Raw genomic sequence first — 23,864 nt, 5'->3', positions numbered from 1 at the left:
ACTGCCGGATTGTATCCACATCATCCGGCATATTTTCGCCTCCTCTCTTCTTTCTCTGGTCATGTAGGCCAATTCTTACAAAAACCCCTTAATTTGTACGCTATTTGTACAAACACGAAAACTCAAATAATTCCGTCACTTATAAAAATGCTGACAAATCAGTTATATACCTCTTAAGGAGTATATAAGGGCGAATTTGATTTGCATCAATAAGTGCGGTTGCTGAATCGTTAAGGTAGGCAGTAATAGAAAAGAAATCGAGGCAAAAATGAGCAAAGTCAGACTCGCTATTATCGGTAATGGTATGGTCGGCCATCGCTTTATTGAGGATCTTCTTGATAAATCCGACGCTGCCAATTTTGATATTACCGTCTTCTGTGAAGAACCCCGCAAAGCATACGACCGCGTACACCTGTCTTCCTACTTCTCCCACCACACCGCCGAAGAGCTTTCTCTGGTGCGTGAAGGATTCTACGAGAAGCACGGCGTTAAGGTGTTAGTGGGCGAGCGCGCAATTACCATTAACCGCCAGGAGAAAGTAATCCACTCCAGCGCAGGTCGTACGGTTTACTACGATAAGCTAATCATGGCGACGGGCTCTTACCCGTGGATCCCACCGATTAAAGGTTCGGAAACCCAGGACTGCTTCGTTTACCGCACCATCGAAGACCTCAACGCGATTGAGTCTTGCGCGCGCCGTAGCAAACGCGGTGCCGTGGTCGGCGGTGGCCTGCTGGGCCTGGAAGCCGCTGGTGCGCTGAAAAGCCTCGGCGTTGAAACCCACGTGATTGAATTCGCCCCAATGCTGATGGCTGAACAGCTGGATCATATGGGTGGCGAGCAGTTACGTCGCAAAATTGAAAGCATGGGCGTGCGTGTGCACACCAGCAAAAACACCAAAGAGATCGTTCAGGAAGGCACCGAAGCGCGCAAAACCATGCGTTTTGCCGACGGTAGCGAACTGGAAGTCGATTTCATCGTCTTCTCTACCGGTATTCGTCCACGCGACAAACTGGCCACCCAGTGCGGCCTTGACGTCGCGCCACGCGGCGGTATCGTCATTAACGACACCTGCCAGACTTCTGACCCGGACATCTATGCCATCGGCGAATGCGCAAGCTGGAACAACCGCGTGTATGGTCTGGTCGCTCCTGGCTACAAAATGGCGCAGGTTGCCGTTGACCATATTCTCGAAACTGAAAACGCCTTTGAAGGCGCGGACCTGAGCGCCAAGCTGAAGCTGCTCGGCGTTGACGTCGGCGGTATTGGCGACGCGCATGCTCGCACGCCGGGCGCACGTAGCTATGTCTATCTCGACGAAAGCAAAGAAGTCTACAAACGCCTGATCGTTAGCGAAGATAACAAAACCCTGCTCGGCGCGGTTCTGGTTGGCGACACCAGCGATTACGGCAATCTGCTGCAGTTGGTGCTGAACGCCATTGAACTGCCGGAAAATCCAGATTCACTGATTCTGCCAGCACATGCGGGCAGCGGTAAGCCATCTATCGGTGTCGATAAACTGCCGGACAGCGCGCAGATTTGCTCCTGCTTTGACGTCACCAAAGGCATGCTGGTTGCCGCTATCAACAAAGGCTGCCATACCGTTGCGGCGCTGAAAGCGGAAACCAAAGCCGGTACCGGATGTGGCGGGTGTATCCCGCTGGTAACGCAGGTCCTGAACGCCGAACTGGCGAAACAGGGTATCGAAGTTAACAACAACCTGTGCGAACACTTCCCGTATTCACGTCAGGAACTGTTCCACCTGATCCGCGTAGAAGGCATTAAAACTTTCGAAGAGTTGCTGGCTAAACACGGTAAAGGTTACGGCTGCGAAGTGTGTAAACCTACCGTGGGTTCCCTGCTGGCGTCCTGCTGGAATGAGTACATCCTCAAACCACAGCACACGCCGCTGCAGGACACCAACGACAACTTCCTGGCTAACATCCAGAAAGACGGTACTTACTCCGTGATCCCGCGCTCTGCGGGCGGTGAAATTACCCCTGAAGGCCTGGTGGCCGTGGGCCGTATCGCGCGTGAGTTTAACCTGTACACCAAAATTACCGGTTCTCAGCGTATCGGTCTGTTCGGCGCGCAGAAAGATGACCTGCCGGAAATCTGGCGTCAGCTGATTGAAGCGGGTTTTGAAACCGGCCACGCGTATGCCAAAGCGCTGCGTATGGCGAAAACCTGCGTAGGTAGCACCTGGTGTCGTTATGGCGTCGGCGATAGCGTCGGCTTCGGCGTGGAGCTGGAAAATCGCTACAAAGGCATTCGTACTCCGCACAAAATGAAATTCGGCGTCTCCGGTTGTACCCGCGAATGTGCGGAAGCTCAGGGCAAAGACGTGGGTATCATCGCCACTGAGAAAGGCTGGAACCTGTACGTTTGCGGTAACGGCGGGATGAAACCTCGCCATGCAGACCTGCTGGCAGCAGATATCGATCGCGAAACGCTGCTCAAGTATCTTGATCGTTTCATGATGTTCTACATCCGTACCGCCGACAAACTGACCCGCACCGCACCGTGGTTAGACAATCTGGAAGGCGGTATCGAGTATCTGAAGTCCGTCATCATCGACGACAAGCTGGGCCTGAACCAGCATCTTGAAGAAGAGATGGCCCGTCTGCGTGAAGCGGTGGTCTGCGAGTGGACAGAAACCGTTAACACTCCATCCGCGCAGGTTCGCTTCAAACACTTTATCAACAGCGATAAACGCGATCCGAATGTCCAGGTTGTGCCTGAACGTGAACAACATCGTCCGGCCACGCCTTATGAGCGTATCCCGGTGACTCTGGTGGAGGAAAACGCATGAGCCAGTGGAAAAACATCTGCAAAATCGATGACATTCTGCCTGCAACAGGCGTCTGCGCCCTGTTAGGTAACGAGCAGGTTGCGATTTTCCGCCCGTATCACAGCGACCAGGTGTTTGCGATCAGCAACATCGACCCGTTCTTTGAGTCCAGCGTGCTTTCTCGTGGGCTGATTGCTGAACACCAGGGCGAATTGTGGGTTGCCAGCCCGCTGAAAAAACAGCGTTTTCGTTTAAGCGACGGACTGTGCATGGAAGACGAACAGTTCTCCGTGAAACATTACGAAGCGCGAGTGAAAGACGGCACGGTGCAACTGCGCGGTTAATAAATTTTTGGGAGGCGCAACGCCTCCCCTTTTTTGTATTTTTTTCATTGTAATTGTTATCACAAAATCATTTGTGCTGCATCGCGGCGGCAACTGAGCAAACCCCCAGGAGCATAGTTCACTATGTGACTGGGGTGAGCGAGGGCTGCCAACAAAGAGGCAGTGCAAAGGATGAAGTGAGAAAAGGATAATCAACACATGTTCACAGACACTATCAATAAGTGTGCGGCTAACGCTGCGCGCATCGCACGCCTGTCGGCAAATAACCCGCTCGGGTTCTGGGTCAGTTCGGCAATGGCAGGGGCCTATGTTGGCCTCGGCATCATCCTTATTTTTACCCTCGGTAACCTGCTCGACCCGTCCGTACGTCCGCTGGTGATGGGTGCAACCTTTGGTATCGCCTTAACGCTGGTTATTATTGCCGGTTCAGAACTGTTTACCGGTCACACCATGTTCCTGACGCTTGGCGTCAAAGCGGGCACCATCAGCCACGGCCAAATGTGGGCTATCCTACCGCAAACTTGGCTGGGAAATCTGGTCGGATCCGTGTTTGTCGCCCTGCTTTATAGCTGGGGAGGCGGCAGTCTGCTGCCGGTCGATACCAGCATCGTCCATTCGGTCGCGCTGGCGAAAACCACCGCGCCTGCAACGGTGCTGTTCTTTAAAGGCGCACTGTGTAACTGGTTGGTTTGTCTGGCAATATGGATGGCAATCCGTACCGAAGGCGCGGCAAAATTCCTCGCTATCTGGTGGTGTCTGCTGGCGTTTATCGCTTCCGGCTACGAGCACTCGGTGGCCAACATGACGCTGTTTGCCCTCTCCTGGTTCGGTCATCACAGCGAAGCTTATACCCTGTCAGGAATTGGTCATAACCTGCTGTGGGTGACACTCGGTAATACTTTGTCCGGTGTCGTATTCATGGGATTAGGTTATTGGTATGCTACGCCAAAATCGGAGCGTCCGGCTCCGGCAAAAATCAACCAGCCAGAGGCGGCTGCTAATAATTAATTAAGGGGTAATGTCGTGGACCATTTGCCTATATTTTGTCAACTACGTGACCGCGACTGCTTGATCGTCGGCGGTGGTGATGTCGCAGAACGCAAAGCGCGGTTACTGCTGGAAGCGGGCGCCCGTTTAACGGTTAATGCACTGGCGTTTATTCCGCAGTTCAAAGTATGGGCAGATGAAGGCATGCTGACGCTGGTTGAGGGACCGTTCGATGAGTCCCTGCTCAACACCTGCTGGCTGGCTATTGCCGCCACCGATGACGATGCCGTCAACCAAAGCGTCAGCACCGCCGCGGAGTCACGTCGTATCTTCTGCAACGTGGTCGACGCGCCAAAAGCAGCCAGTTTTATCATGCCCTCCATTATCGACCGCTCGCCGCTGATGGTGGCGGTCTCCTCCGGCGGGACATCGCCGGTGCTTGCCCGTCTGCTGCGTGAAAGGCTTGAATCCGTACTGCCTCAGCATTTGGGCCAGGTCGCACAATATGCCGGCAAGTTGCGCTCCCGGGTGAAGAAACAGTTTGCCAGCATGGGTGAACGTCGCCGCTTCTGGGAAAAATTGTTCGTGAATGACCGCCTGGCGCAGTCGCTGGCGAACAATGACCTGAAAGCCGTCGAGGAAACCACCGAGCAAATGCTCAGCGAACCGCTGGATCACCGTGGTGAAGTGGTGCTGGTTGGCGCCGGTCCTGGCGATGCCGGCCTGCTGACGCTGAAAGGGCTACAGCAGATCCAGCAAGCGGATGTCGTGGTCTATGACCGCCTGGTTTCCGACGACATCATGAACCTTGTACGCCGCGATGCAGACCGGGTGTTCGTCGGCAAACGTGCGGGCTATCACTGCGTACCGCAGGAAGAGATCAATCAGATCCTGCTGCGTGAAGCACAACAGGGCAAGCGCGTGGTACGACTGAAAGGTGGCGACCCGTTCATCTTTGGCCGTGGTGGCGAAGAGCTGGAAACGCTGTGCCATGCCGGTATTCCATTCTCTGTAGTGCCTGGTATTACCGCAGCATCCGGTTGTTCTGCCTATTCCGGCATTCCACTGACCCATCGTGATTACGCTCAGAGCGTACGTCTGGTTACCGGACACCTGAAAACCGGCGGTGAGCTGGACTGGGAAAACCTGGCGGCCGAGAAACAGACGCTGGTGTTCTACATGGGACTGAATCAGGCAGCCACCATCCAGGAAAAACTGATTGAATTTGGCATGCAGCCTGATATGACCGTCGCGCTGGTAGAAAACGGGACTTCCGTGAAGCAACGCGTCGTCAACGGGGTTCTGACACAGCTCGGCGAGCTGGCACAGCAGGTTGAAAGTCCGGCGCTGATTATCGTCGGTCGCGTGGTTGGACTACGCGATAAGCTGAACTGGTTCTCGAATCATTAATTGAATGCTAATAAATGCCCTGATATTCAGGGCATTTATTTATGATTCACAAAAGTTAATATTTAATCTAAATAAAATATCATTCATCAATTTATTAATAATAGATACATTTCATAGCATTTCAATTCATTAAAAATATAATTTACCCTAACATTATCACGTCCTTATTCGGACTATTTAAAATCTTCCTTAGTTGATATCTTAACCGCCGAGAAATGGATTTCATCCATTTAAAAAATAGATATCTTACAAGGATTTTATCATGTTTAAATTTGCAAAAATCACCATCATGGCAGGTGTGCTGGCTACGCTGACCGCATGTACTGGTCATATTGAAAACACAAAAAACAACTGTAGCTACGATTATTTATTCCATCCGGCGATTTCAATTTCTAAAATTATTGGTGGCTGCGGCCCGGCTGCAAATCAATAATATACGCGATTGCGCAGATACAAAAAAACCGGGAATTTCCCGGTTTTTGCATTTATAGATTAGCTACTCATTCACACATCATCGCGCTCACGCTCTCGCGCAAAATACGCAGCACCGTTTCTTCTCCACTTCGGTTAGGATTAATGCGAATCGCATAATCACCCAGCAACGGATTCGCTTCACGGAAGGTCCCGGAGAGGCGATAAAACAGCGGCGGGATTTCATATTTCGACTCCGCTCCTACCGGATACGGTAGCGCACCTCTCTCTTGCGCCGCTTTCAGCACACGGGCGGCAATCGGCTGGTGAAACTCCACGATCAGCACCTTCGACTGGGCATTGGCAATAACAGCCTGTTTCACCTCGGGTATCGCTCCACTATTGAGCAGACTCAGCAGACGCTCAGAAACACCAGCCTGCACCGCATGCATCACCGGAGCGAAAACCAGACCGCGAAGAACCTCGAGCGCCTGCGCTCCCTGGATCTGGCTGCCGCCGGAATAGAGGGTGCTACGAATTTTAGCGATGACCTCTGCCTTGCCGATAACCGCCCCTACGCCTTCCGGGCCGAAGAGCTTAAAGCAGGAAAAGGTGGACAGCGTCGCCCCACACTCGCAGCCGATACCCTCTACTTTCATCACCGCGTAGTTATCATCGGTTAATGTCGGTACGCCACATTGTGTTATTTCCGCCAACACATCCGCTAAAACGTAATGGTCCTGCGGTTGCTGCCGCGTATGCTGTACCAGCGCGGCATCAGGGCGATACTGCGTAATAGCCCGCATGATTGCCGAGGGGCTGTTGAAATCAGCCCTGACCAGGGTGATGCCCATCTGCTCGATGATCACCTGTGTTGTAGGATACACAGGTGCGTCGTGTACCAGCAGCCGCTGCCCGGGTTTGAGCAGTGCGGCCAGCCCAGCGCGAATAGCCCCGGTGCCAGCCCCCTGAACCAGCACGGCGGCTTCAGCATGAAACGCCTCGGCCAGCACCTTTTCCACTCGCTGCGTGACCCGGGGCTGATTCAGTCCCGGGGCCAACCCAAAATCGCCACCAGCCAGAAAGTCAGCGCCAGGAAAGTGACGGCAGAGCGTATCCACCAGCGCAAACTGCTTTTGTTGTGCTTGCGCGAGCGTCAGACTTTGCAGAGGGAACGTCTTCATGTTTTACGCCTCCTCAGGCCGGAACAAACAGACCAAACCAGTAGAGAATATTCAGCACAATACCCGTAATCATCACCGCCACGACCGGGGCCGCCATCTTCTGCACCGGACGCCCTATCGATTCGTTAAGGAAGTAAATCGCTACCGCAATCGAGAAGCCGGTGTAGCCCGCCATCTTGATGGCGGCAAAAATCGAGCCTATCAGCAACGCCATTTCCATCAGCATATTCATCGCATTACGAATATTGTCCGATGCGTTACGCACTGACGGATAACGCCCCAGCCATTTGCCAATTGAGCGCAGCAGCAGCACTTCCGCGGAAATCACGATAGCGCCAAGGATTGCCGCTATCCACGGGTTCGGTGCCAGATAACCAACGGAATAAACAAAGGTGAAGCCCGCTACCGCGTACACACCGGTTGCCAGCGCGGTGGTGGCAATCAACGGCACAAAACCCAACCCACGCATAAATTCCGCCAGCGCCGCCTGGTTAATCAGCGTCTGCGATTGCTCAGGCGTAATCCCCGCTGAATAGGCTTTTTCCAGCGTAAAAATTGAGACCTCGCTACCAGCAAAAATTTTCATACTGGCAACGGCGGCAATCAGCGCGCCAACGATGGCAATATACGGCAGGTTTTTAATAATCCGTGAGGTTCGTTCTTCAAAGACAGATAACCCGCTGGCATCCATCTCTTCATCGCCACGATGGCGAATATCATGCGTAATGGCGATCGCCAGCAGCATCATCATCCCCACAAAAATCTCAATTGATTCCGGGTTCAGATGCGGGAAGTAACGCACCACCACCACGCGGGTCATCAGTACCACCACCGCCGCGATAATGCTGTGTTTCCAGCCAAACTGGTAGAAAATCGCCACCAGCGGGAAGAGTGCGAATGCAGAAACCACCGGCGAACTTAATTCACCCAAGCTACCCAGCACATCCACCGGCAGCGCCGTGAGCAGATGGTTCACCGGCAGCAGGCAGGTCAGAATCAATACGCCCCAGATAGCGCCCAGACCGAACGCCAGCAGGCTGTTCATTGCCAGCACGCCGAGAATATCCGTCGGCAGGAACAGCAGCCAGGCGTTGAGCAAGCCGGTTTTCAGGGTAAAGGAGATCCCCACCGACGCGACAAAGCCGATACTCAGACCAAACGCGATACTTCCCGCCTCCCGGCGGTTCATGTACCCCTCGATCAGTTGCGGCAGAATCGGGCGGATGCCGTCATGAAAGACGGCCGCCGAGCGGTGTGCCAGAAGTGACGTCATGCCGGTCAGGCAGGCCACCACCACAATCTGAATATACAGATCCATAGTCATGCCTTTTATTTCAGGTGGTTAACCAGCATCGGAATCGCATGTTCAACATGTTCGACGGAGAGACCAAATGCCACTTTCCCTTCCGCAACCATTTTTGCGATATGTTCGTCTTTCGCCTTAATACCCGGCTTGGCGATAGTGCAACTCTTGTTGTAGCCAATCACCGCGATGGCAATCGACAGTGCTGCACCCGCACCGGTGTTACAAGCGCCGATGTAGTAATCCAGTTGTCCGGATTTCACCTTCATCGCCGCTTCCATATCGTTATGAATGGAGACTTCAAAGCAGCCCGGTGCTGCGGTTTCGATGGTTTTTTTAATCTGCTCACGCTGTAAGCCAGCAACGCCAATCTTTTTCATGATTCTGTCCTTATTGGAAAAATTTTGAGGGGTTATCACGTAACATCATGTCCACATCGGCCTGACTGAATCCTGACTGGCGCAGCTGTGGGATAAAGGTGGTTAACAGATAGTCGTAGCCATTGCCGCCATTGGCTTTTAAATGCGAGCGGCGGGTAATGTCCATAGAGAGCATGACGTGGCTAAGCAGTCCGCGATCGCGTATCGCGTGCAGCATGGCGATGCGTTTCTCGTCCGGGTAATAGTTGTTTTTTCCGATGGTATCGAATTGCACATACGCGCCGAGCTCGATCATGCGTAAGATATTGTCGAGATTATCTTTCAGGTCGCAGTGACCAACGGTTACGCGGGAAAGGTCGACGCCGTGCGCCTGTAGCAACACCAGCTGTTCCACTCCCATCGTGCTAAAAGAGGTATGGGTTGAGATGGGGCGTCCGGTTTCGATGTGTGCCCGTGCCGCGGCGATAAACACCTTCTCTTCAAGCGGCGTAATCACGCCTTCACTAGAGCCAATTTCCGCGATAATTCCGGCCTTCAATTCAGTGCCATCAATACCGATGACTATCTCATCGACCATCTCCTGCGCGAGCTGTTCCACGCTGTGCGCCGCAACATGTTCAGGGAAGAACGCATCCTGGTAATAGCCTGTGCAGGCCACGACGTTGATGCCGGTATCGCGCATCAGGTCGAGCATGAATTGCGGATTACGTCCCATATAGCGGTTGGTCATCTCAATAATGTTGCTGACGCCTAACGCCCGGAGATCCTTCATTTCCTGACAAATGAGATCGTACTGATCTAACCGGCAGTCGAGGTTATTCTTAAATCCGGAGAGATCGATATGCAGATGTTCGTGGACCCAGGTGTAGCCCGTCGGATCAAAGTTCATAAGGTGTCTCCTGTAAGGCGCAATGCCGAGAGAAAAGAACAGCCGTTTTGTGGCGCCGCCGCGCCGAAAAATTCACACACCGTAGCGCCAACATCGGATAACGTCGCCCGGATGCCTAATTGCGCAGGCTCAAGCCCCTGTTGATACACCAATACCGGCACAACTTCCCGGGTATGGTGGCTGTGCCCTATGGTCGGATCGTTGCCGTGATCGGCCATGACCACCAGACAGTCATTTGGCTCCATAGCGGTCAGAAGGCGTGAAAGATTAAGATCAACAAGCTGCAGCCGTTCGGCATAACGTGCGACGTCTTCAGCGTGTCCGGCGAGATCGGTTTCCTGAATGTTGGTACAGATAAATACCGTCGATTCCGCGTTAAATTCGTTAAGCGTGATATCCATAATCTGCTGGCTATCTACCAGGTTTTGCCAGCTGCGCCCGTGCGGATTGCCAACGATGTCCGCCACTTTACCGACCAGCACGGTAGGGATTCCGGCGTCATGCAGTTTTTGCGGTACCTGTACCTGCTCATCTACGCCAAAGCCCATATGCCTGACCTGAAAACCGCTTTCATACGCGCCGGAGCGTGGGGCATTAATGCCGACAAAGCGCCCTTCCATCGTTTCGGCGGCATCCAGAATGCGCTGGCTGTTCGCAAGCTGGCCGCCAAAGGTGATGACGCGCCCGACCTGAACCTGTTCACGCACTACGCGGCCAATCTTTAGCACCTCATCAAACGCAATAGCGGACAGGTTGGCAGTGACGTTGTAGACCTGACCTAAATCCGCTTCGAGGTTATCGCCCACTGCAACCGCATCGTTGATCCAAAGAAACGCCAGGTCGCCGCCGCGACGTTCCACCTGCCAGCCTGCGGCTTTTAGCGCTTGCTCAACGCGATCAATGACGTCGCTAAATGGCATCCGCAGCGGGGCCTGAGGCCGTGTACCTAAAATCTCCTGATGGCCCATAAAGGTATCTCCCCCTTCATGCTGCAGCTCCGCAACGCCCCAGACTGCCGATTCCGAAGGTTTCATCACGCCCGGCGCAAAGCCCAGAGCGTTAATCAGCCCCAACTTCTCAAGCGTTGGCAGCCGTAACTGCGGGAGTTCGCCCAGGATATGACCACAGGTATTCGCTCCGGCATCCTGCGGCCTGACCCGCGTGACGTCTTTCATTGCGCCAACGCCAAAACTGTCGATTACCAACACCACGAATCGGGCCATTAGTCCTCCAGAATATTGCCGAGACTGTCGTATCGCGCGACGATTTCAGCTACGCCGCGCTGAATGCCCGACACCAGCACCACGTCGCTACGCGTCACGAAGATCTGGGTGCGAAAACAGAAGATCACCGCGCTGCTCACCGGAAACTCACCGGCCACAGGCAGGTAGTAGTCAATGCTGCTGTCGTCCACGGGTTTTAGCTTCGCTGCGAACGGCGCGTCATTTTCTGGCGTAAAGACCAGCGCATTTTGCGCATGGCCGCGACGATAATAGCCCCCGCCGTAGCAATAACTGTCCCCGCGAAAATTGTGCGATATCTCGCTCAACCACAGCATCGCAATGCGTTCCGGCTGGTCGCCTTTTTGATTGGAAGGAATGGTGCCGGTCAACGCATGACCCGGCTCCGCATGGGTGACACCATATTCCGCCAGCAAAGGGAGTGACGAACAGCTACTGGCTGACGGCGCATTAAGCTGCTCAATGGCAATCCCGGCCTCAACCAACTGACGTCGGGCATTTACCAGCGTATGCAGATTAGGCGTCGGCATCGTCTGCGCGGAGTTTTCATCCCATAACAGGCATGGGAAATGGGTGAGGCCGCTCAGGCGGAGGCCCGGCAGTCTGCGGATTTCATTGACCACATCCGTCAGATACATCAGCGGAAATCCGCTTTCCTGTCCCGGGTAGAGAAAATCATCTTTGTCGTACACCTTCAGCATCACGTTCTGTTCACAACCGGCCTTCACCGCAGCAGCGGAAACTTCGCGCGCTTTCTCCAGTGAGAACAATGTGATGACTTCAGTACCTTGCGCTACAGCTTCATTGACCAGCCGCGACGGGATCTGCACCAGATGTCCCTGATGCGCAACCGGCAACCCGGCACGGCGCATGACGCGACTCTCCTTGTAATCGACAACCACGATGCCTTCATAGCCAAGCTGCAACAGTTTCTCCGCCAGCCACGGGTTACGTCCAACCTGTTTGGTCATCAGATACAGCGAGATACCATGTTGCCCCGCGACATCCAGCAGACGTTTGCCATTCTCAATGACCTGGTCAACATCAATGACCCAACTATCAGGGGCGATCTTTCCCTGCTGCCATAACGCGATAGCGGCGGAGATTAGCGCAGGGTTCTGGCGTTTCAATGCGTCTATAAACATTTCTCTGCCTCGTTTCTAATCCTTCAGTTAAATATTCATTTTTTTGAATATTTAAGATGCAATAAGCTCATTTCCCAGTGATTTCAGACACCTTCGTTCGCCGCCATCCACAATCCATACAAGTTCGCCAACATATAGCCTTCTTCATTCGCGTGCAGCGCCACCGTAAACTCTTTCATCAGCGCCTGATGTACCAGCAAAATAGTTGGCCAGAGATGAGATTGCGCCAACTCCTCCAGCAACTCACCATCCAGCGCTTCAATCACTTCGCCCTGGCGACTGCGCATTAACGCACTCGCCATATGGGTCATCGCCATGGTTCCTTGCTCGCTGTGAATCGGCAAACGCCACTCTTCATCCAACCGCCTGACCACTTGCAGCATGCCGCTACAAATATCCTTGTCGATAACGCCTGCTTCACACAGCAGGTTAAGCCTGTTTTCCATGTCGTTTGCCTTCACTTAATAACTGGGTTCCTGTTCACCGTTCGCCACACGTTGTTGGTGGGCAAGCAGCGCCTCTTTGTTAACAACGGCGCGCAGTAGCTGCTGCATCGCATAATCCTCTGCGCGGGTAAGTACCACGGCCTCCGTGGCCTGCAGAAATCGCGGATCGTTGGTGAGCGGCGTGGCTTCTAACCCCAGTACCGCCAGCTCGGCCTCGGCAACCACGTTCCAGATAACCGCATCCACATCCCCTTTCGCGATGCGCTGCAAGCTTTCGTGATAAGGCATATCGATCAATTCAACGTCACGGTTGCCAAAACAGGCCTCGGTCATGATTTTCTGATCCGCCGAACGGTTATCGAGCCCGACACGTTTTACAACTGCAGATTCGCCCTTGCGACAAATTAGCTGATGCTCGCCAACGTAGGTATGCGGTCCCAGCGCCAACGTGATGCGCAGCCCGTCCTGAGCAAGGTAACTTTCCGCCGCCAGACGAGAAACCACCGCCATGTCGTAGACGCCGTTTAGCAGGCATTCCACGCGAATATCAGCCCCACGCATGTGTGCATAATAAAACGGGATCCCATCGAACTGCGCTTTCAGCCCACTCGCCAGTCCTTCATATAAACGGGTGTAAGGCAGCGGCATCGCACAGACCACGTTATTAATATCCACATGCTTTAGCAGCGTACGGTTATCCATATCCACCAAATAGCTACCGTTACGCCCACGACGCTCAATACGGATTGCCCCAGAGGATTCCAGCGTTTTCAACGCAGCCTGAGTTAACCCTACCGATGAGTGACACTCGGCTGCCAGTTCATCAATAGTTTTCAATCTGTTACCGCACTTCTCACCGAGCAGGTAACGAGCCAGGGTTGTCAGCACAACCCCCTCTTTCTTGATAAATGTCCGACGCATTTTATATTTTCAGTAAATTGAATATTTATATCTTCATTAAAGTGAAGATATAACGCAATGAGGAAATATGCAAACGGCGAGGCGCTTCACATTTTTTGAGGTTCACAAACCAACAGGCGAAAAAAAACCGGGCGTAACCCGGTTTCTTCAACAACACAGAGCGCATTACGGCTTGGCGACAAAACCAATCGCTTCGTAAACGGCTTTCAGCGTAACAGAAGCACGTGCGCTGGCTTTTTCCGCACCGTCTTTCATCACTTTCTGCAGGAAAGCTTCATCGTTACGGAAACGGTGATAACGCTCCTGAAGCTCGGTCAGCATACCGGAAACGGCCTCTGCGACTTCACCTTTCAGATGACCATACATTTTGCCTTCGAAGTGCTGTTCCAGCTCCGGAATGCTCTGGCCGGTGACCGCAGAGAGGATATCCAGCAGGTTGGAAACGCCCGCTTTGTTCTGCACGTCGTAGCGTACAACAGGCGGCTCTTCAGAGTCGGTCATCGCGCGTTTGATTTTCTTAACCACAGATTTCGGATCTTCCAGCAGGCCGATCACGTTGTTGCGGTTGTCATCCGACTTGGACATTTTCTTCGTCGGCTCCAGCAGCGACATCACGCGCGCGCCGGATTTAGGAATGAACGGCTCAGGCACTTTGAAGATCTCGCCATACAGGGCGTTGAAGCGCTGGGCGATATCGCGGCTCAGTTCCAGATGCTGTTTCTGATCTTCGCCAACCGGTACCTGGTTGGTCTGATACAGCAGAATGTCTGCCGCCATCAGTACCGGATAATCAAACAGGCCGGCGTTGATGTTCTCCGCATAGCGTGCGGATTTATCTTTGAACTGGGTCATACGGCTCAGCTCGCCGAAGTAGGTGTAGCAGTTCAGTGCCCAACCTAACTGTGCATGCTCCGGTACGTGAGACTGCACGAAAATTGTACTTTTTTCAGGATCGATACCGCATGCCAGGTACAGCGCCAGCGTATCGAGCGTTGCTTTACGCAACTGCTGAGCATCCTGACGAACGGTGATGGCATGTTGGTCAACGATGCAGTAGATGCAATGGTAGTCATCCTGCATGCTCACCCACTGACGCAGCGCACCCATATAGTTGCCAATGGTCAATTCACCTGAGGGCTGTGCGCCACTAAAAACGATGGGCTTAGTCATTTTTTGATTCCTGATTTTCGCTATGCGGAAGCCCGAGAGCGGGCAGTAGTTCATTAATACGGTCGTAAATAACGTCGGGCTGGCTCAGCGCGATCGACTCACCGTAGTTGTAGCCATAGGTCAGGCCAACGGACGGACAGCCAGCAGCTTTTGCCGCCTGAATATCATTGCGTGAATCCCCTACGAAGAGCATTTGCTCAGGCTTGATGCCAAGCTTGCTTGCCACCAGCAGCAGCGGATCCGGATGCGGTTTTTTATTCTGCACGTCGTCACCACCGATGACCACGCTAAAGTATTTGGCGATATCTAATGCTTCGAGTAATGGCGCGACAAACGGGGTCGGTTTGTTGGTCACCAGACCCAGCGGCAATCCTTTCGCATGCAGCGCGCCCAGCGTGTCGGCAACATCAGGGAACAGGAATGTCCCCTCTTCTGCGACATCACCGTAGTATCTGTCGAACAGCTTACGCAAAATACGTACCTGTTCCTCAGCGGGAATATCATCATCAACGGGCGGTTTACCCATCGTTTTACGTAATGTCGCGCGCTCCTGACGAGACCACGCCAGCGCGCGCTCCATCAGTACGTCTGCACCGTTACCAATCCAGGTGATAACGCGTTCTTCTCCGGCAACCGGCAATTCCAGCGCATACAGCGCCATATCCACCGCTGCGGCTAATCCCGGCGCGCTGTCGACCAGCGTGCCGTCGAGGTCAAATGCAGCGCCCCGAATATCCTGAAACTTATCCATGACTTACCTTCGCCAGTTCATTGCGCATTTCATCAATGACTTTTTTGTAGTCTGGTTGGTCGAAAATAGCGGAGCCTGCGACAAACATATCTGCGCCTGCCGCGGCAATTTCGCCAATGTTGTTCACTTTGACACCGCCGTCCACTTCGAGGCGGATATCGTAGCCAGATTCATCAATGCGACGACGCACTTCGCGCAGCTTATCCAGCGTTTGCGGGATGAAGGACTGCCCGCCAAAGCCTGGGTTAACGGACATCAGCAGGATCACATCGAGCTTATCCATGACGTAGTCCAGATAGCTCAGCGGCGTTGCCGGGTTGAACACCAGGCCCGCTTTACAGCCATGCTCTTTGATCAGCTGTAAAGTGCGATCGACATGCTCGGAGGCTTCCGGGTGAAAAGTAATGATGCTGGCACCGGCGGCGGCGAAGTCCGGGACAATACGATCGACCGGTTTCACCATCAGGTGAACATCAATCGGGGCAGTGATGCCATATTTACGCAGCGATTTCAGTACCATCGGTCCGATGGTCAAGTTCGGTACGTAGTGATTGTCCATGACGTCGAAGTGCACGACGTCGGCACCGGCAGTCAGCGCTCTCGCAGTGTCCTCACCCAGGCGGGCAAAATCAGCCGACAGAATTGAGGGGGCGATCAAATACTGTTTCATCCGCTTCTCCTTGAGATTTATTTCTTCGCAGGCGTTACGACTCCTGGTTTATATAGTGCCAGCAGTTCGTTCACCTTTTTACGCGTGCCGCCATTGCTGCTTATGCTGCGCCGCACTTTGACCTGAAAATGTTTCGCCGCTCGGTACCATTCACGGGTATCGGGCGTATCGTGGTTCGAAATTAACACTGGGATCTGCTTACTGACCAGCTTTTCTGCCATCTCGGCCAAATGCGCCTGCTCTTTCGGGCTAAAGCTGTTGGTGTGATACGCAGTGAAATTTGCCGTCGCCGAAAGTGGTGCATAAGGCGGGTCACAATAGACCACAGAGTTGCTATCCGCACGGTCCATACACTCTTCATATGAGAGGCAATGGAACTCCGCATTCTGCGCTTTCTCTGCAAAATGGTACAACTCGGCTTCCGGGAAGTAAGGTTTTTTATAACGCCCAAACGGGACGTTAAACTCGCCGCGCAAGTTATAACGGCACAATCCGTTGTAACCAAAGCGGTTCAGATACAAGAACAGTACTGCTCTGCGGAACGGATCCTGGCTGGCATTAAATTCTTCTCTGAACCGATAGTACACCTCAGCCTGATTGGTTTCAGGCATAAACAGCTCACGAGAAGCCTGCACATACTCATCGGTACGCGTCTTCACGATGTTATAGAGACTGATAAGGTCGCTGTTGATATCGGCAAGAATATAACGAGAAAAGTCGGTGTTGAGAAACACCGACCCGGCACCCACGAAAGGTTCAATCAGGCACTCACCCTGAGGTAAATGCCGTTTAATATCATCAAGCAGGGGGTATTTCCCCCCTGCCCATTTCAAAAAAGCGCGATTTTTTTTCATGCTGACTAACTAATTACACCTTCTCCGGCTGTGGAGAAAGCTCCGACAGCATCCTGCGCTTTAGTCTTTGTCCCGCAATTGGGCGAAACAGCAAACCATTGCAGAACATATCCTATCTTACTTCAAATCGGCCTGAACCTGGTGCAGCGGTTTTGCCCACGGGTTTTTCGCCTGAATATCAGCGGGTAACGTAGACACTGCACGTTTCGCATCTTCTTTAGACGCATACACGCCTGTTACCAGAACATACCACGGTTGACCGTTACGCGTTGTCTGGTACACCACATAGTTCTTCAGGTTTTCTTTCTTCGCCCAACCGTTCAGGTTGTCGTAGTTAGAAGAACTGCTGAGCTGCAGCGTGTAATGGCTGGACGGCGCAGATTTTAACGCTCCAACGTTACCTGCACTTTTCGCTCCGCCAGCAACAGGTGTTGTCGTTGTTGCTGTCGCCGTTGGCGCAGGCGTTGCGGTCTGTGCTGGCGCCGTCGTGGTTGCTTTCGGCTCAACGGTCGCTTTCGGCGTAGCGGTTACCACAGGTGCTTTGGTTGTGGTAGTCGGCGCAGTTGCGGTTGGTTTTGCCTGGGCAACAGGTTTCGGCTCTGTCGGCGTCGCTTTCACCGTAGTTTGCGATTTGCTCTTCGGCTCAATTACGGCCTGTTTACGTTCCTGATGCGTAGACGCAGGACGTTCAGTCGTTTCCGCTTTCGCAGTCTGGCGCGCAGCATTACCATTACGCATCGGCGCAACGGTCGCAGGTTCGGTCGGCAGCGTAGAGTTAACCACAGCGTTGTTAACTTGCTCCTGCCCTTGCGGTTGTGTCAGAGCGTTGTTCAAATCGCCCTGCACTTCAACACGCTGCTGCCCTTCAGTTGCCGCAGGTGTCTGACCTTGAGTCGGGGTAGAGGAAATCGGTGGCAGGGAAACATCCTGCTGGGTATTGCCAGCAGTCTGCTCTGCGCCCGTTGCAGGTGTCGTTGCACTCGCCTGATCCGTTGCATTGCTGCCAGAGAGATCGATGCTCTTCTCACCAGATGCTGCCTGCTCATTGGAAGAAGATGAGGGGGCTTTCAGCGCAGAACCAATGCCGATAATCAGCAGCAGCAGTACCAGAACACCCACGCCCATCATCATATACTGGCGGGAGGCAGGCTTGCTGGCGGCTTTCTTACGCTTGCGCGGACGACGTTCTACACGCTCTTCATCCACGGTATCGTCATCAGATTCATACTCTTCTTCAATGTCCTGCTTTTCATCACGCTCTTTGCGTGCGCGCGCAGGACGGCGATCGTCAGCATCCAGATCAACATCATCAAAATTGATTTGCGGCTCATTATCGCGTTCAGACGATTGACGAGAACGACCAGTACGACGATCGCTGGGATCGGGTTTCAGCTCGTCTTCTGGTTTGAATTCATCCATTTAACACCCCACTCAAAGGTTAATGCTTACGACTTTGCACATAACCTGAAGCTAAAAGACCTACGTTTCGCAACGTAAGCCTGACCTTTCTTGTTGTTACGCCTGCTGGCAATCAGCAATAGCGTTAAGAACCACCTCGTGCGACACTCCGCCGCGCACTTCACTCTTCCCTATCGCTCGCGGAAGCACCAAACGAATCTCTCCCGCTAACACTTTTTTATCTCGCAGCATGTGCGGCAGATAAGCCTCAGTGGACATTTCACGCGGCCCATTCACCGGTAAGCCTGCTCGCTGTAACAGCGTAATGATGCGCTGCGTATCAGCGGAGGTGAACTGACCCAAACGTTCAGACGTACGGGCAGCCATTACCATACCAGCGGCCACCGCTTCACCATGTAACCAATTGCCATAACCCATTTCAGCTTCGATTGCATGACCAAACGTGTGCCCCAGATTCAGTAAAGCACGTAAGCCCATTTCGCGCTCGTCTGCTGCGACAACTTCTGCTTTCAGCTCACAACAACGACGAATACAGTACGCCATCGCCGGACCGTCCAGACGCAGCAACGCATCCAGATTGTCTTCCAGCCAGCTGAAAAATTCACCGTCAAGAATGATGCCGTATTTGATCACTTCCGCCAGCCCCGATGCCAGCTCACGCGCAGGAAGCGTTTTCAGACAATCGAGATCCACCACCACGGAGGCCGGTTGGTAAAACGCGCCAATCATGTTTTTACCGAGGGGATGGTTTACGGCGGTTTTGCCGCCAACGGAGGAGTCGACCTGCGACAACAGGGTTGTCGGGACTTGAATAAAACGAACACCACGTTGATAGCTGGCTGCCGCAAAACCGGTCAGATCGCCAATCACGCCGCCGCCAAGGGCAACTAACGTGGTATCACGACCGTGCGGTTTTTGCAGTAACGCGGTGAAAACCGTATCCAGAACCGTCAGGCTTTTATGCTGCTCGCCATCGGGAAGGATAACGCTATCAACGTTAACACCCGCCTGTTCAAGTACGCCGCGAACCTTATCGAGATAAAGGGGGGCCAGGGTTTCGTTGGTCACCAACATAACCTGATCGCCCGATTTCAGCGGTAAGAATGAAGCTGGTTCATTGAACAAACCAGCCGCGATGGTGATAGGGTAACTACGTTCCCCGAGAGTGACTGTGATCCTCTCCATTACGCGACATCCACCTTAGTTACTTGTACCCGCAGACGAGTGTGTATTCAGCCAGAATTAGTTGCTTTCCAACATATGAATAATCTGGTTTGCTACGACTTTTGCGCTCTGATCGTCGGTGCGAATGGTCACGTCAGCAATCTCTTCGTACAGAGGATTGCGTTCGTCAGCCAACGCTTCCAGAACTTCACGAGGCGGTGATTCTACCTGCAGCAGCGGGCGTTTCTTGTCACGTTGAGTACGCGCAAGTTGTTTTTCAATTGTCGTTTCAAGATAGACCACGACGCCACGCGCGGAAAGACGGTTACGTGTTTCACGTGATTTTACAGAGCCACCGCCAGTTGCCAGCACAATACCCTGTTTTTCCGTCAACTCGTTGATGACTTTTTCTTCGCGATCACGGAAGCCGTCTTCACCTTCTACATCGAAGACCCAGCCCACATCAGCTCCGGTTCGTTTCTCAATCTCTTGATCAGAATCGTAAAATTCCATATTGAGTTGTTGAGCTAACTGGCGCCCAATAGTGCTTTTTCCGGCACCCATAGGCCCAACCAGAAAGATATTGCGTTTCTCTGCCATTTTTTCGGTACTACTAAGACTATTCGTTAATGGTAAACCCGCTTCGCAGACACCCAGCGCAGCAGGACATGAACTGAAACCTCATAAGATATTGCGAGAGTCAGACTGAAAATTATCTCAATACTCAAGCGGGTTTGGCAACTGAATAAATCACCAAACCTAACGCATTTCTGGTCGTGGCAGGCATGCTACCCTGCAAACATCAGACCTGGCGACGTATCGCGCAGCCAAATGACACCCAATAAGCCTATGGCACACCACCGGAAAGGCAAAGCGTATTCACTGCCGCATAAGTAAAGAAAAGTACCGACGCTCAAATCGGTACTCCTTGTATGCTAAATACACCCTCACGTCAAATCCCTGAAACGTGTTCAGTGCAAAAACAACGGCTTTTCATGCATAAGTTATTCCGTTGAAACCAGCCTGGGCGTAATAAAGACCACTAACTCGCGCCGTTCATCTTCTTTACCATCATGGCGAAAAAGAGAGCCAAGCCAGGGAATGTCGCCTAATAGCGGCACGCTGTCGGCTGCGGATTTATTCTTATGTGAAAAAATCCCGCCAAGCGCAATCGTCTCGCCGCTTCTTACCTCGACCTGCGTTTCAATCTCTTGCTTGTCGATAGCCAGCACTTCGCCATCTGCCTGTTGTAGAACCTGTCCCGGAACATTCTGGCTGATATGCAGTTTCAGCCTGATTCTCCCTTTCTGCAACACCGTTGGCGTCACCTCCATCCCCAGTACCGCTTCCTTGAACTCGACGGATGTCGCACCGCTTTCACCGCTGGAGACCTGATAAGGGATCTCACTGCCCTGCTTAATACTGGCAGGTTGCAGGTGAGATGCCAGTAATCGTGGACTGGCAATGATATCCAGTTGCTGTTTTTGCTCCAGCGCAGACAACTCCAGTTCCAGTAAACGACCGTTAATACGGCCAATGTTAAATCCCACACGGGATGTGGCGGTGGCTACAGAGAGATCGCTGGCAAGCGTTGTGACATTCCCAACCGCCCCCGGTTGTTGTGCGTCAGCCAGTGACCACTTCACCCCCAGCTCACGCAAACTTTTTTCATTAATGGTGACGATATGCGCCGCCAGTTCAACCTGGGCAACTGGCAAATCCATTTGCGCTACCCACGTTTCCAGGGTGTCGAGAACAACACGATTGTCACGCAGCAGTAAGCGGTTGGTTCGTTTATCCACCGTCATGCTTCCTTTAGCACTGAGCAGCTTTTCTCCGGCTTTTACCAGCTCGGTGGCATCAGCATAGTGCAAAATGATGCTGCGATGTTCCAGCGGAAGACTAGCCTGAATCCGCGCCTGCTCGTTTTCCTGACGAGCCGCATTTTCACTCTGCCATTGAACAGAATGCACATGCAGGACGTTGCCTTCCTGACGTAATACCAGCCCGGCACTTTTTACCACCGTCTGCAATGCCTGCTTCCAGGGGACATCCGTCAAATGCAGCGACAGCACACCGCTGACATCCGGCGAAACCACCAGGTTTTTTTGTTCCTGTTCAGCCAGCGCCTGCAATACCTGCGTAACCGGCACATCATCGACCACCAGCGTCACGTTTTGCGGTTTCGTCGCCAGCGCGCTCGTTATCCCGACCGCCAGTGCCATTACTATCAACGCTATCCATCGCTTCATTTACCGCTCCTTGTCGCTGCCACTGCCACCGCGGCGGTTCGCAGTTTTTTTCTGTGTCGAGGGTTATGTTCTGGGCCGTTATCTGCATAATCGTCCAACCGTTTTCCAGGACGTCATTTCGCTTAACCCGCCGCCATTTTTTCTGGCTATCCTGAACGATGCCGATGGGTCGTGTGCCCTGACTCACCATGCCCTGAAAACGCCATGTCGACAGCTCAGCAATTTGACAACGGTCCTCCGGCGGCAGGAAGGGATTACGCATACCGGTGAGCATCAGTACGCTTATACATGCCAACAACCAGCGTTCAACCATCATTCAGGCGCTCCAGCTGTAGCGTTAGCAGCAGCTCCGTGCCTTCTGCGCTAAGCGAAAATCGGCTGACGTTCATCCCCTGATCCGCCAACTGGACAAACGTCAGCGGGATAGCATCCCAGGCCGATATCAGCGCCATCTCTCCCCCCTGAGCTGAGGGTTGCCAGTGGATAAGACGGGTAAGTGAATTCTGAAACAGCAGTGGGGAGAACAGGGTCAGTTTCTCTTCAGACTCTGCTGGTGATGCCGCCAGCAGATATACATCTCGCCATTGCATCTGAATAGCCGCACGTTGCTGGACCAGCGACTCGCGTTGCATAGTCCGCTCCCGCGCTACGGGGTAAAGACATAGCGTCACCAGTATGAGTAACCCCAACATCCAGCCGCACCAGCATATGAGTCGAAAGCGTGGCGACTGCGCTAACCAGACATCACAGAGCGTTATCATGCGCGTCGCTCCGTGTCAGTCGAAAGTGGAATTGCCAGCGTCCCTGCGCATCCTGCTGCGTTTCTCCTGGGCTGTTCAACATAAACAACGGCAACTGGCGTAATTGCGCTTCCAATGCCTTCAATGCGGCAAAGTTCAGCGTGTTTCCCGTCAGTTCCAGCGTGTCCTGCTGCCAGGTCATTTTTGTTAACCACGCCTGCTCCGGCAGTAATTCCGCCAGCCCTTGCAAAGCCCGCTGCCAGCTTCGGGTCTGCTCACGCTGTTTGTTCCGCGCCTGAACCTGCTGCCATCGTTGCTGGCGCTGTTGCACACGCGGCTTCAGCGCCATGAGGGCCTCGGCCCGCGTCTTTTCGGCGTCTGCCAGCAACAATTCAGCCCGATTCTCTACACTCAAAGCGCTGTAATAGCGCAACAACACGCCAATACTAAGCAAGAGTGAAGCGCTAAATAAGATGCCCCAGAAGCGCAGGCAAGCGTAACGCCGAGCCTGACGCCAGGGCAGAAGATTAATGGTCGCAATCATCAGTACACGCCCCCCATAGCGAGTCCCAGAGCAATGGCGAAGTGATGGCTTTGCGTTGGAATGGGCGGCTGGCGTACAGACACGGCGCTTAAAGGATCGAAGCCGCCGGGGGAGCATTGCGCAATGACTGTCGTGGGCAGAGATAATGTCGTGGCAAGCTCCTCGATACGGCCAATATCGCCCGTTGATTTACGTCCCCATGCTGAACGGGTCGCCCATAACCACTGGGCATCATCACGCCATACCAGACACTGGTGATGCTCCGGCAGGAAGGGAATAAATCGCTGTAACGCGCTGGCGTCCGGGGTAATCGCCGTAACCTGCACCTTCAGGGTTTGGATAAGCGTCAGAAGCGCTGAAATCTCTTTGCTTTGCGCAGCAGTGACGTTAAACGCCGGGCTCAAAGTGTCTTCGCTATAATCAAAATGCAGTGCATCCGGAGCCATATCCAGTTCACGCGCCATCGAACCGGACAACCATGCGGTTTGCTCTGGCTCGCGTAACGTCATTGTCGGACGAGGAAACTTTTTTTGTAACGTCCTGTTGGCGGGAAAAGAGAGATGAATATAGTGTCGGCGAGGGAGCTCCCGGCTCCACGGCAGTAGCGCGGCGACCAGCTGTTCAGGCTCGCGAATGTGGCCATCGACGATAACCTGAGGCGTCAGCGGTATACGCCACCAGCGCTGCAGATACCAACCTGATGCTTCGCGAACGATAGCGACAGCCAGCACTTCATGTTGCTGAATATGCAGACCAATTTTCCAGATATTGAAAGCCATTGCTGATGATCTCCTTATCACCCGTCGCTTTAACGGGTATATCAATGCGTCTGGCTTGCCTTTATACTA

The 23,864-nt window shown here is 53.2% G+C and carries 25 protein-coding genes; 5 read left to right on the top strand and 20 right to left on the bottom strand.

Features of this window, described 5'->3' with window-relative positions:
* The first annotated feature begins 268 nt into the window (after positions 1-268).
* From nirB to OGV74_RS03040, 5 genes are all read left to right on the top strand, one after another.
* Positions 269-2,812 carry an NADPH-nitrite reductase large subunit gene (gene nirB / locus OGV74_RS03060; RefSeq protein WP_003023592.1) on the top strand — a complete coding sequence of 848 codons (2,544 nt, stop codon included), beginning with the start codon at positions 269-271 and terminating at the stop codon, positions 2,810-2,812.
* A complete protein-coding gene (gene nirD / locus OGV74_RS03055) occupies positions 2,809-3,135 on the top strand; it encodes a nitrite reductase small subunit NirD (protein WP_003023590.1) in 327 nt (108 codons plus the stop codon). The genes nirB and nirD overlap by 4 nt, the downstream gene beginning before the upstream one ends.
* A 198-nt stretch (positions 3,136-3,333) precedes the next feature.
* Entirely contained in the window at positions 3,334-4,143 is an 810-nt protein-coding gene (nirC, locus tag OGV74_RS03050; RefSeq protein WP_003023587.1) for a nitrite transporter NirC, read from the top strand.
* A 15-nt stretch (positions 4,144-4,158) separates the two neighbouring features.
* Entirely contained in the window at positions 4,159-5,532 is a 1,374-nt protein-coding gene (gene cysG / locus OGV74_RS03045; RefSeq protein ID WP_016151091.1) for a siroheme synthase CysG, read from the top strand.
* 262 nt (positions 5,533-5,794) lie between these two features.
* Positions 5,795-5,965: a YhfL family protein gene (locus OGV74_RS03040; RefSeq protein ID WP_086504631.1), complete on the top strand. Its 171-nt coding sequence runs from the start codon at positions 5,795-5,797 to the stop codon at positions 5,963-5,965.
* A 67-nt stretch (positions 5,966-6,032) separates the two neighbouring features.
* On the opposite strand, the gene OGV74_RS03035 is transcribed toward OGV74_RS03040, so the two are convergent.
* From OGV74_RS03035 to OGV74_RS02940, 20 genes are all read right to left on the bottom strand, one after another.
* Positions 6,033-7,127 (bottom strand): aminotransferase class I/II-fold pyridoxal phosphate-dependent enzyme, encoded by a 1,095-nt coding sequence (locus OGV74_RS03035; RefSeq protein WP_086504632.1) that lies wholly within the window; start codon positions 7,125-7,127, stop codon positions 6,033-6,035.
* Positions 7,128-7,140: 13 nt separating this feature from the next.
* A complete protein-coding gene (locus tag OGV74_RS03030) occupies positions 7,141-8,445 on the bottom strand; it encodes a YhfT family protein (protein ID WP_046671293.1) in 1,305 nt (434 codons plus the stop codon).
* Between the two features lie 11 nt (positions 8,446-8,456).
* The gene (locus tag OGV74_RS03025; RefSeq protein ID WP_003023576.1) at positions 8,457-8,810 is read right to left on the bottom strand and encodes a DUF2620 domain-containing protein; all 354 of its coding nucleotides are present in this window, start codon (positions 8,808-8,810) and stop codon (positions 8,457-8,459) included.
* Positions 8,811-8,820: 10 nt separating this feature from the next.
* Positions 8,821-9,699, bottom strand: a complete 879-nt coding sequence (locus tag OGV74_RS03020; protein ID WP_086504633.1) for a phosphotriesterase-related protein — start codon at positions 9,697-9,699, stop codon at positions 8,821-8,823.
* Positions 9,696-10,922: a phosphopentomutase gene (locus OGV74_RS03015; protein WP_054528851.1), complete on the bottom strand. Its 1,227-nt coding sequence runs from the start codon at positions 10,920-10,922 to the stop codon at positions 9,696-9,698. The genes OGV74_RS03020 and OGV74_RS03015 overlap by 4 nt, the downstream gene beginning before the upstream one ends.
* Positions 10,922-12,085 (bottom strand): YhfX family PLP-dependent enzyme, encoded by a 1,164-nt coding sequence (locus OGV74_RS03010; protein ID WP_086504634.1) that lies wholly within the window; start codon positions 12,083-12,085, stop codon positions 10,922-10,924. The genes OGV74_RS03015 and OGV74_RS03010 overlap by 1 nt, the downstream gene beginning before the upstream one ends.
* An 83-nt stretch (positions 12,086-12,168) precedes the next feature.
* A complete protein-coding gene (locus OGV74_RS03005) occupies positions 12,169-12,531 on the bottom strand; it encodes a hypothetical protein (RefSeq protein ID WP_003023568.1) in 363 nt (120 codons plus the stop codon).
* A 15-nt stretch (positions 12,532-12,546) separates the two neighbouring features.
* Complete coding sequence (gene yhfZ / locus OGV74_RS03000; RefSeq protein ID WP_003023565.1) at positions 12,547-13,452, bottom strand: GntR family transcriptional regulator YhfZ; 906 nt, start codon at positions 13,450-13,452, stop codon at positions 12,547-12,549.
* Between the two features lie 165 nt (positions 13,453-13,617).
* Positions 13,618-14,622, bottom strand: a complete 1,005-nt coding sequence (trpS, locus tag OGV74_RS02995; RefSeq protein ID WP_003023564.1) for a tryptophan--tRNA ligase — start codon at positions 14,620-14,622, stop codon at positions 13,618-13,620.
* The gene (gene gph, locus OGV74_RS02990; RefSeq protein WP_003837920.1) at positions 14,615-15,373 is read right to left on the bottom strand and encodes a phosphoglycolate phosphatase; all 759 of its coding nucleotides are present in this window, start codon (positions 15,371-15,373) and stop codon (positions 14,615-14,617) included. Before gph ends, trpS begins: the two co-directional genes overlap by 8 nt.
* Positions 15,366-16,043, bottom strand: coding sequence for a ribulose-phosphate 3-epimerase (gene rpe / locus OGV74_RS02985; protein WP_003023561.1), 678 nt, complete (start codon positions 16,041-16,043; stop codon positions 15,366-15,368). Before rpe ends, gph begins: the two co-directional genes overlap by 8 nt.
* A 17-nt stretch (positions 16,044-16,060) precedes the next feature.
* Positions 16,061-16,897, bottom strand: a complete 837-nt coding sequence (gene dam / locus OGV74_RS02980) for an adenine-specific DNA-methyltransferase (protein WP_003023558.1) — start codon at positions 16,895-16,897, stop codon at positions 16,061-16,063.
* Between the two features lie 117 nt (positions 16,898-17,014).
* Positions 17,015-18,316, bottom strand: a complete 1,302-nt coding sequence (damX, locus tag OGV74_RS02975; RefSeq protein WP_086504635.1) for a cell division protein DamX — start codon at positions 18,314-18,316, stop codon at positions 17,015-17,017.
* Between the two features lie 96 nt (positions 18,317-18,412).
* Positions 18,413-19,501, bottom strand: coding sequence for a 3-dehydroquinate synthase (gene aroB / locus OGV74_RS02970; RefSeq protein WP_003837915.1), 1,089 nt, complete (start codon positions 19,499-19,501; stop codon positions 18,413-18,415).
* Positions 19,502-19,558: 57 nt separating this feature from the next.
* The gene (gene aroK / locus OGV74_RS02965) at positions 19,559-20,080 is read right to left on the bottom strand and encodes a shikimate kinase AroK (protein ID WP_003023552.1); all 522 of its coding nucleotides are present in this window, start codon (positions 20,078-20,080) and stop codon (positions 19,559-19,561) included.
* Positions 20,081-20,484: 404 nt separating this feature from the next.
* The gene (gene hofQ / locus OGV74_RS02960; RefSeq protein ID WP_008321545.1) at positions 20,485-21,732 is read right to left on the bottom strand and encodes a DNA uptake porin HofQ; all 1,248 of its coding nucleotides are present in this window, start codon (positions 21,730-21,732) and stop codon (positions 20,485-20,487) included.
* On the bottom strand, positions 21,635-22,048 hold the full coding sequence (locus OGV74_RS02955) for a HofP DNA utilization family protein (RefSeq protein ID WP_003023548.1): 414 nt from the start codon (positions 22,046-22,048) through the stop codon (positions 21,635-21,637). The genes hofQ and OGV74_RS02955 overlap by 98 nt, the downstream gene beginning before the upstream one ends.
* Positions 22,038-22,493, bottom strand: a complete 456-nt coding sequence (locus OGV74_RS02950; protein WP_086504636.1) for a HofO family protein — start codon at positions 22,491-22,493, stop codon at positions 22,038-22,040. The genes OGV74_RS02955 and OGV74_RS02950 overlap by 11 nt, the downstream gene beginning before the upstream one ends.
* Positions 22,477-23,016, bottom strand: coding sequence for a PilN domain-containing protein (locus tag OGV74_RS02945; protein WP_057064803.1), 540 nt, complete (start codon positions 23,014-23,016; stop codon positions 22,477-22,479). Before OGV74_RS02945 ends, OGV74_RS02950 begins: the two co-directional genes overlap by 17 nt.
* Positions 23,016-23,795, bottom strand: a complete 780-nt coding sequence (locus OGV74_RS02940) for a type IV pilus biogenesis protein PilM (protein ID WP_061547476.1) — start codon at positions 23,793-23,795, stop codon at positions 23,016-23,018. The genes OGV74_RS02945 and OGV74_RS02940 overlap by 1 nt, the downstream gene beginning before the upstream one ends.
* Between the last annotated feature and the right edge of the window lie 69 nt (positions 23,796-23,864).

Source organism: Citrobacter sp. Cf116, from assembly GCF_030336505.1.
GTDB lineage: Bacteria > Pseudomonadota > Gammaproteobacteria > Enterobacterales > Enterobacteriaceae > Citrobacter > Citrobacter freundii.
This window is presented reverse-complemented; position numbering and strand designations above follow the sequence as displayed.

What these genes read in the sequence shown, in the direction of transcription:
- trpS (WP_003023564.1), bottom strand. Translation starts at nt 14,622, where the DNA reads ATGACTAAGCCCATCGTTTTTAGTGGCGCACAGCCCTCAGGTGAATTG.
- hofQ (WP_008321545.1), bottom strand. Translation starts at nt 21,732, where the DNA reads ATGAAGCGATGGATAGCGTTGATAGTAATGGCACTGGCGGTCGGGATA.
- OGV74_RS02955 (WP_003023548.1), bottom strand. Translation starts at nt 22,048, where the DNA reads ATGATGGTTGAACGCTGGTTGTTGGCATGTATAAGCGTACTGATGCTC.
- damX (WP_086504635.1), bottom strand. Translation starts at nt 18,316, where the DNA reads ATGGATGAATTCAAACCAGAAGACGAGCTGAAACCCGATCCCAGCGAT.
- aroK (WP_003023552.1), bottom strand. Translation starts at nt 20,080, where the DNA reads ATGGCAGAGAAACGCAATATCTTTCTGGTTGGGCCTATGGGTGCCGGA.
- nirC (WP_003023587.1), top strand. Translation starts at nt 3,334, where the DNA reads ATGTTCACAGACACTATCAATAAGTGTGCGGCTAACGCTGCGCGCATC.
- yhfZ (WP_003023565.1), bottom strand. Translation starts at nt 13,452, where the DNA reads ATGCGTCGGACATTTATCAAGAAAGAGGGGGTTGTGCTGACAACCCTG.
- OGV74_RS03040 (WP_086504631.1), top strand. Translation starts at nt 5,795, where the DNA reads ATGTTTAAATTTGCAAAAATCACCATCATGGCAGGTGTGCTGGCTACG.
- nirD (WP_003023590.1), top strand. Translation starts at nt 2,809, where the DNA reads ATGAGCCAGTGGAAAAACATCTGCAAAATCGATGACATTCTGCCTGCA.
- gph (WP_003837920.1), bottom strand. Translation starts at nt 15,373, where the DNA reads ATGGATAAGTTTCAGGATATTCGGGGCGCTGCATTTGACCTCGACGGC.
- OGV74_RS03010 (WP_086504634.1), bottom strand. Translation starts at nt 12,085, where the DNA reads ATGTTTATAGACGCATTGAAACGCCAGAACCCTGCGCTAATCTCCGCC.
- OGV74_RS02940 (WP_061547476.1), bottom strand. Translation starts at nt 23,795, where the DNA reads ATGGCTTTCAATATCTGGAAAATTGGTCTGCATATTCAGCAACATGAA.
- aroB (WP_003837915.1), bottom strand. Translation starts at nt 19,501, where the DNA reads ATGGAGAGGATCACAGTCACTCTCGGGGAACGTAGTTACCCTATCACC.
- OGV74_RS03005 (WP_003023568.1), bottom strand. Translation starts at nt 12,531, where the DNA reads ATGGAAAACAGGCTTAACCTGCTGTGTGAAGCAGGCGTTATCGACAAG.
- OGV74_RS03030 (WP_046671293.1), bottom strand. Translation starts at nt 8,445, where the DNA reads ATGGATCTGTATATTCAGATTGTGGTGGTGGCCTGCCTGACCGGCATG.
- dam (WP_003023558.1), bottom strand. Translation starts at nt 16,897, where the DNA reads ATGAAAAAAAATCGCGCTTTTTTGAAATGGGCAGGGGGGAAATACCCC.
- OGV74_RS02945 (WP_057064803.1), bottom strand. Translation starts at nt 23,016, where the DNA reads ATGATTGCGACCATTAATCTTCTGCCCTGGCGTCAGGCTCGGCGTTAC.
- nirB (WP_003023592.1), top strand. Translation starts at nt 269, where the DNA reads ATGAGCAAAGTCAGACTCGCTATTATCGGTAATGGTATGGTCGGCCAT.
- OGV74_RS03035 (WP_086504632.1), bottom strand. Translation starts at nt 7,127, where the DNA reads ATGAAGACGTTCCCTCTGCAAAGTCTGACGCTCGCGCAAGCACAACAA.
- OGV74_RS03015 (WP_054528851.1), bottom strand. Translation starts at nt 10,922, where the DNA reads ATGGCCCGATTCGTGGTGTTGGTAATCGACAGTTTTGGCGTTGGCGCA.
- OGV74_RS02950 (WP_086504636.1), bottom strand. Translation starts at nt 22,493, where the DNA reads ATGATAACGCTCTGTGATGTCTGGTTAGCGCAGTCGCCACGCTTTCGA.
- OGV74_RS03025 (WP_003023576.1), bottom strand. Translation starts at nt 8,810, where the DNA reads ATGAAAAAGATTGGCGTTGCTGGCTTACAGCGTGAGCAGATTAAAAAA.
- rpe (WP_003023561.1), bottom strand. Translation starts at nt 16,043, where the DNA reads ATGAAACAGTATTTGATCGCCCCCTCAATTCTGTCGGCTGATTTTGCC.
- OGV74_RS03020 (WP_086504633.1), bottom strand. Translation starts at nt 9,699, where the DNA reads ATGAACTTTGATCCGACGGGCTACACCTGGGTCCACGAACATCTGCAT.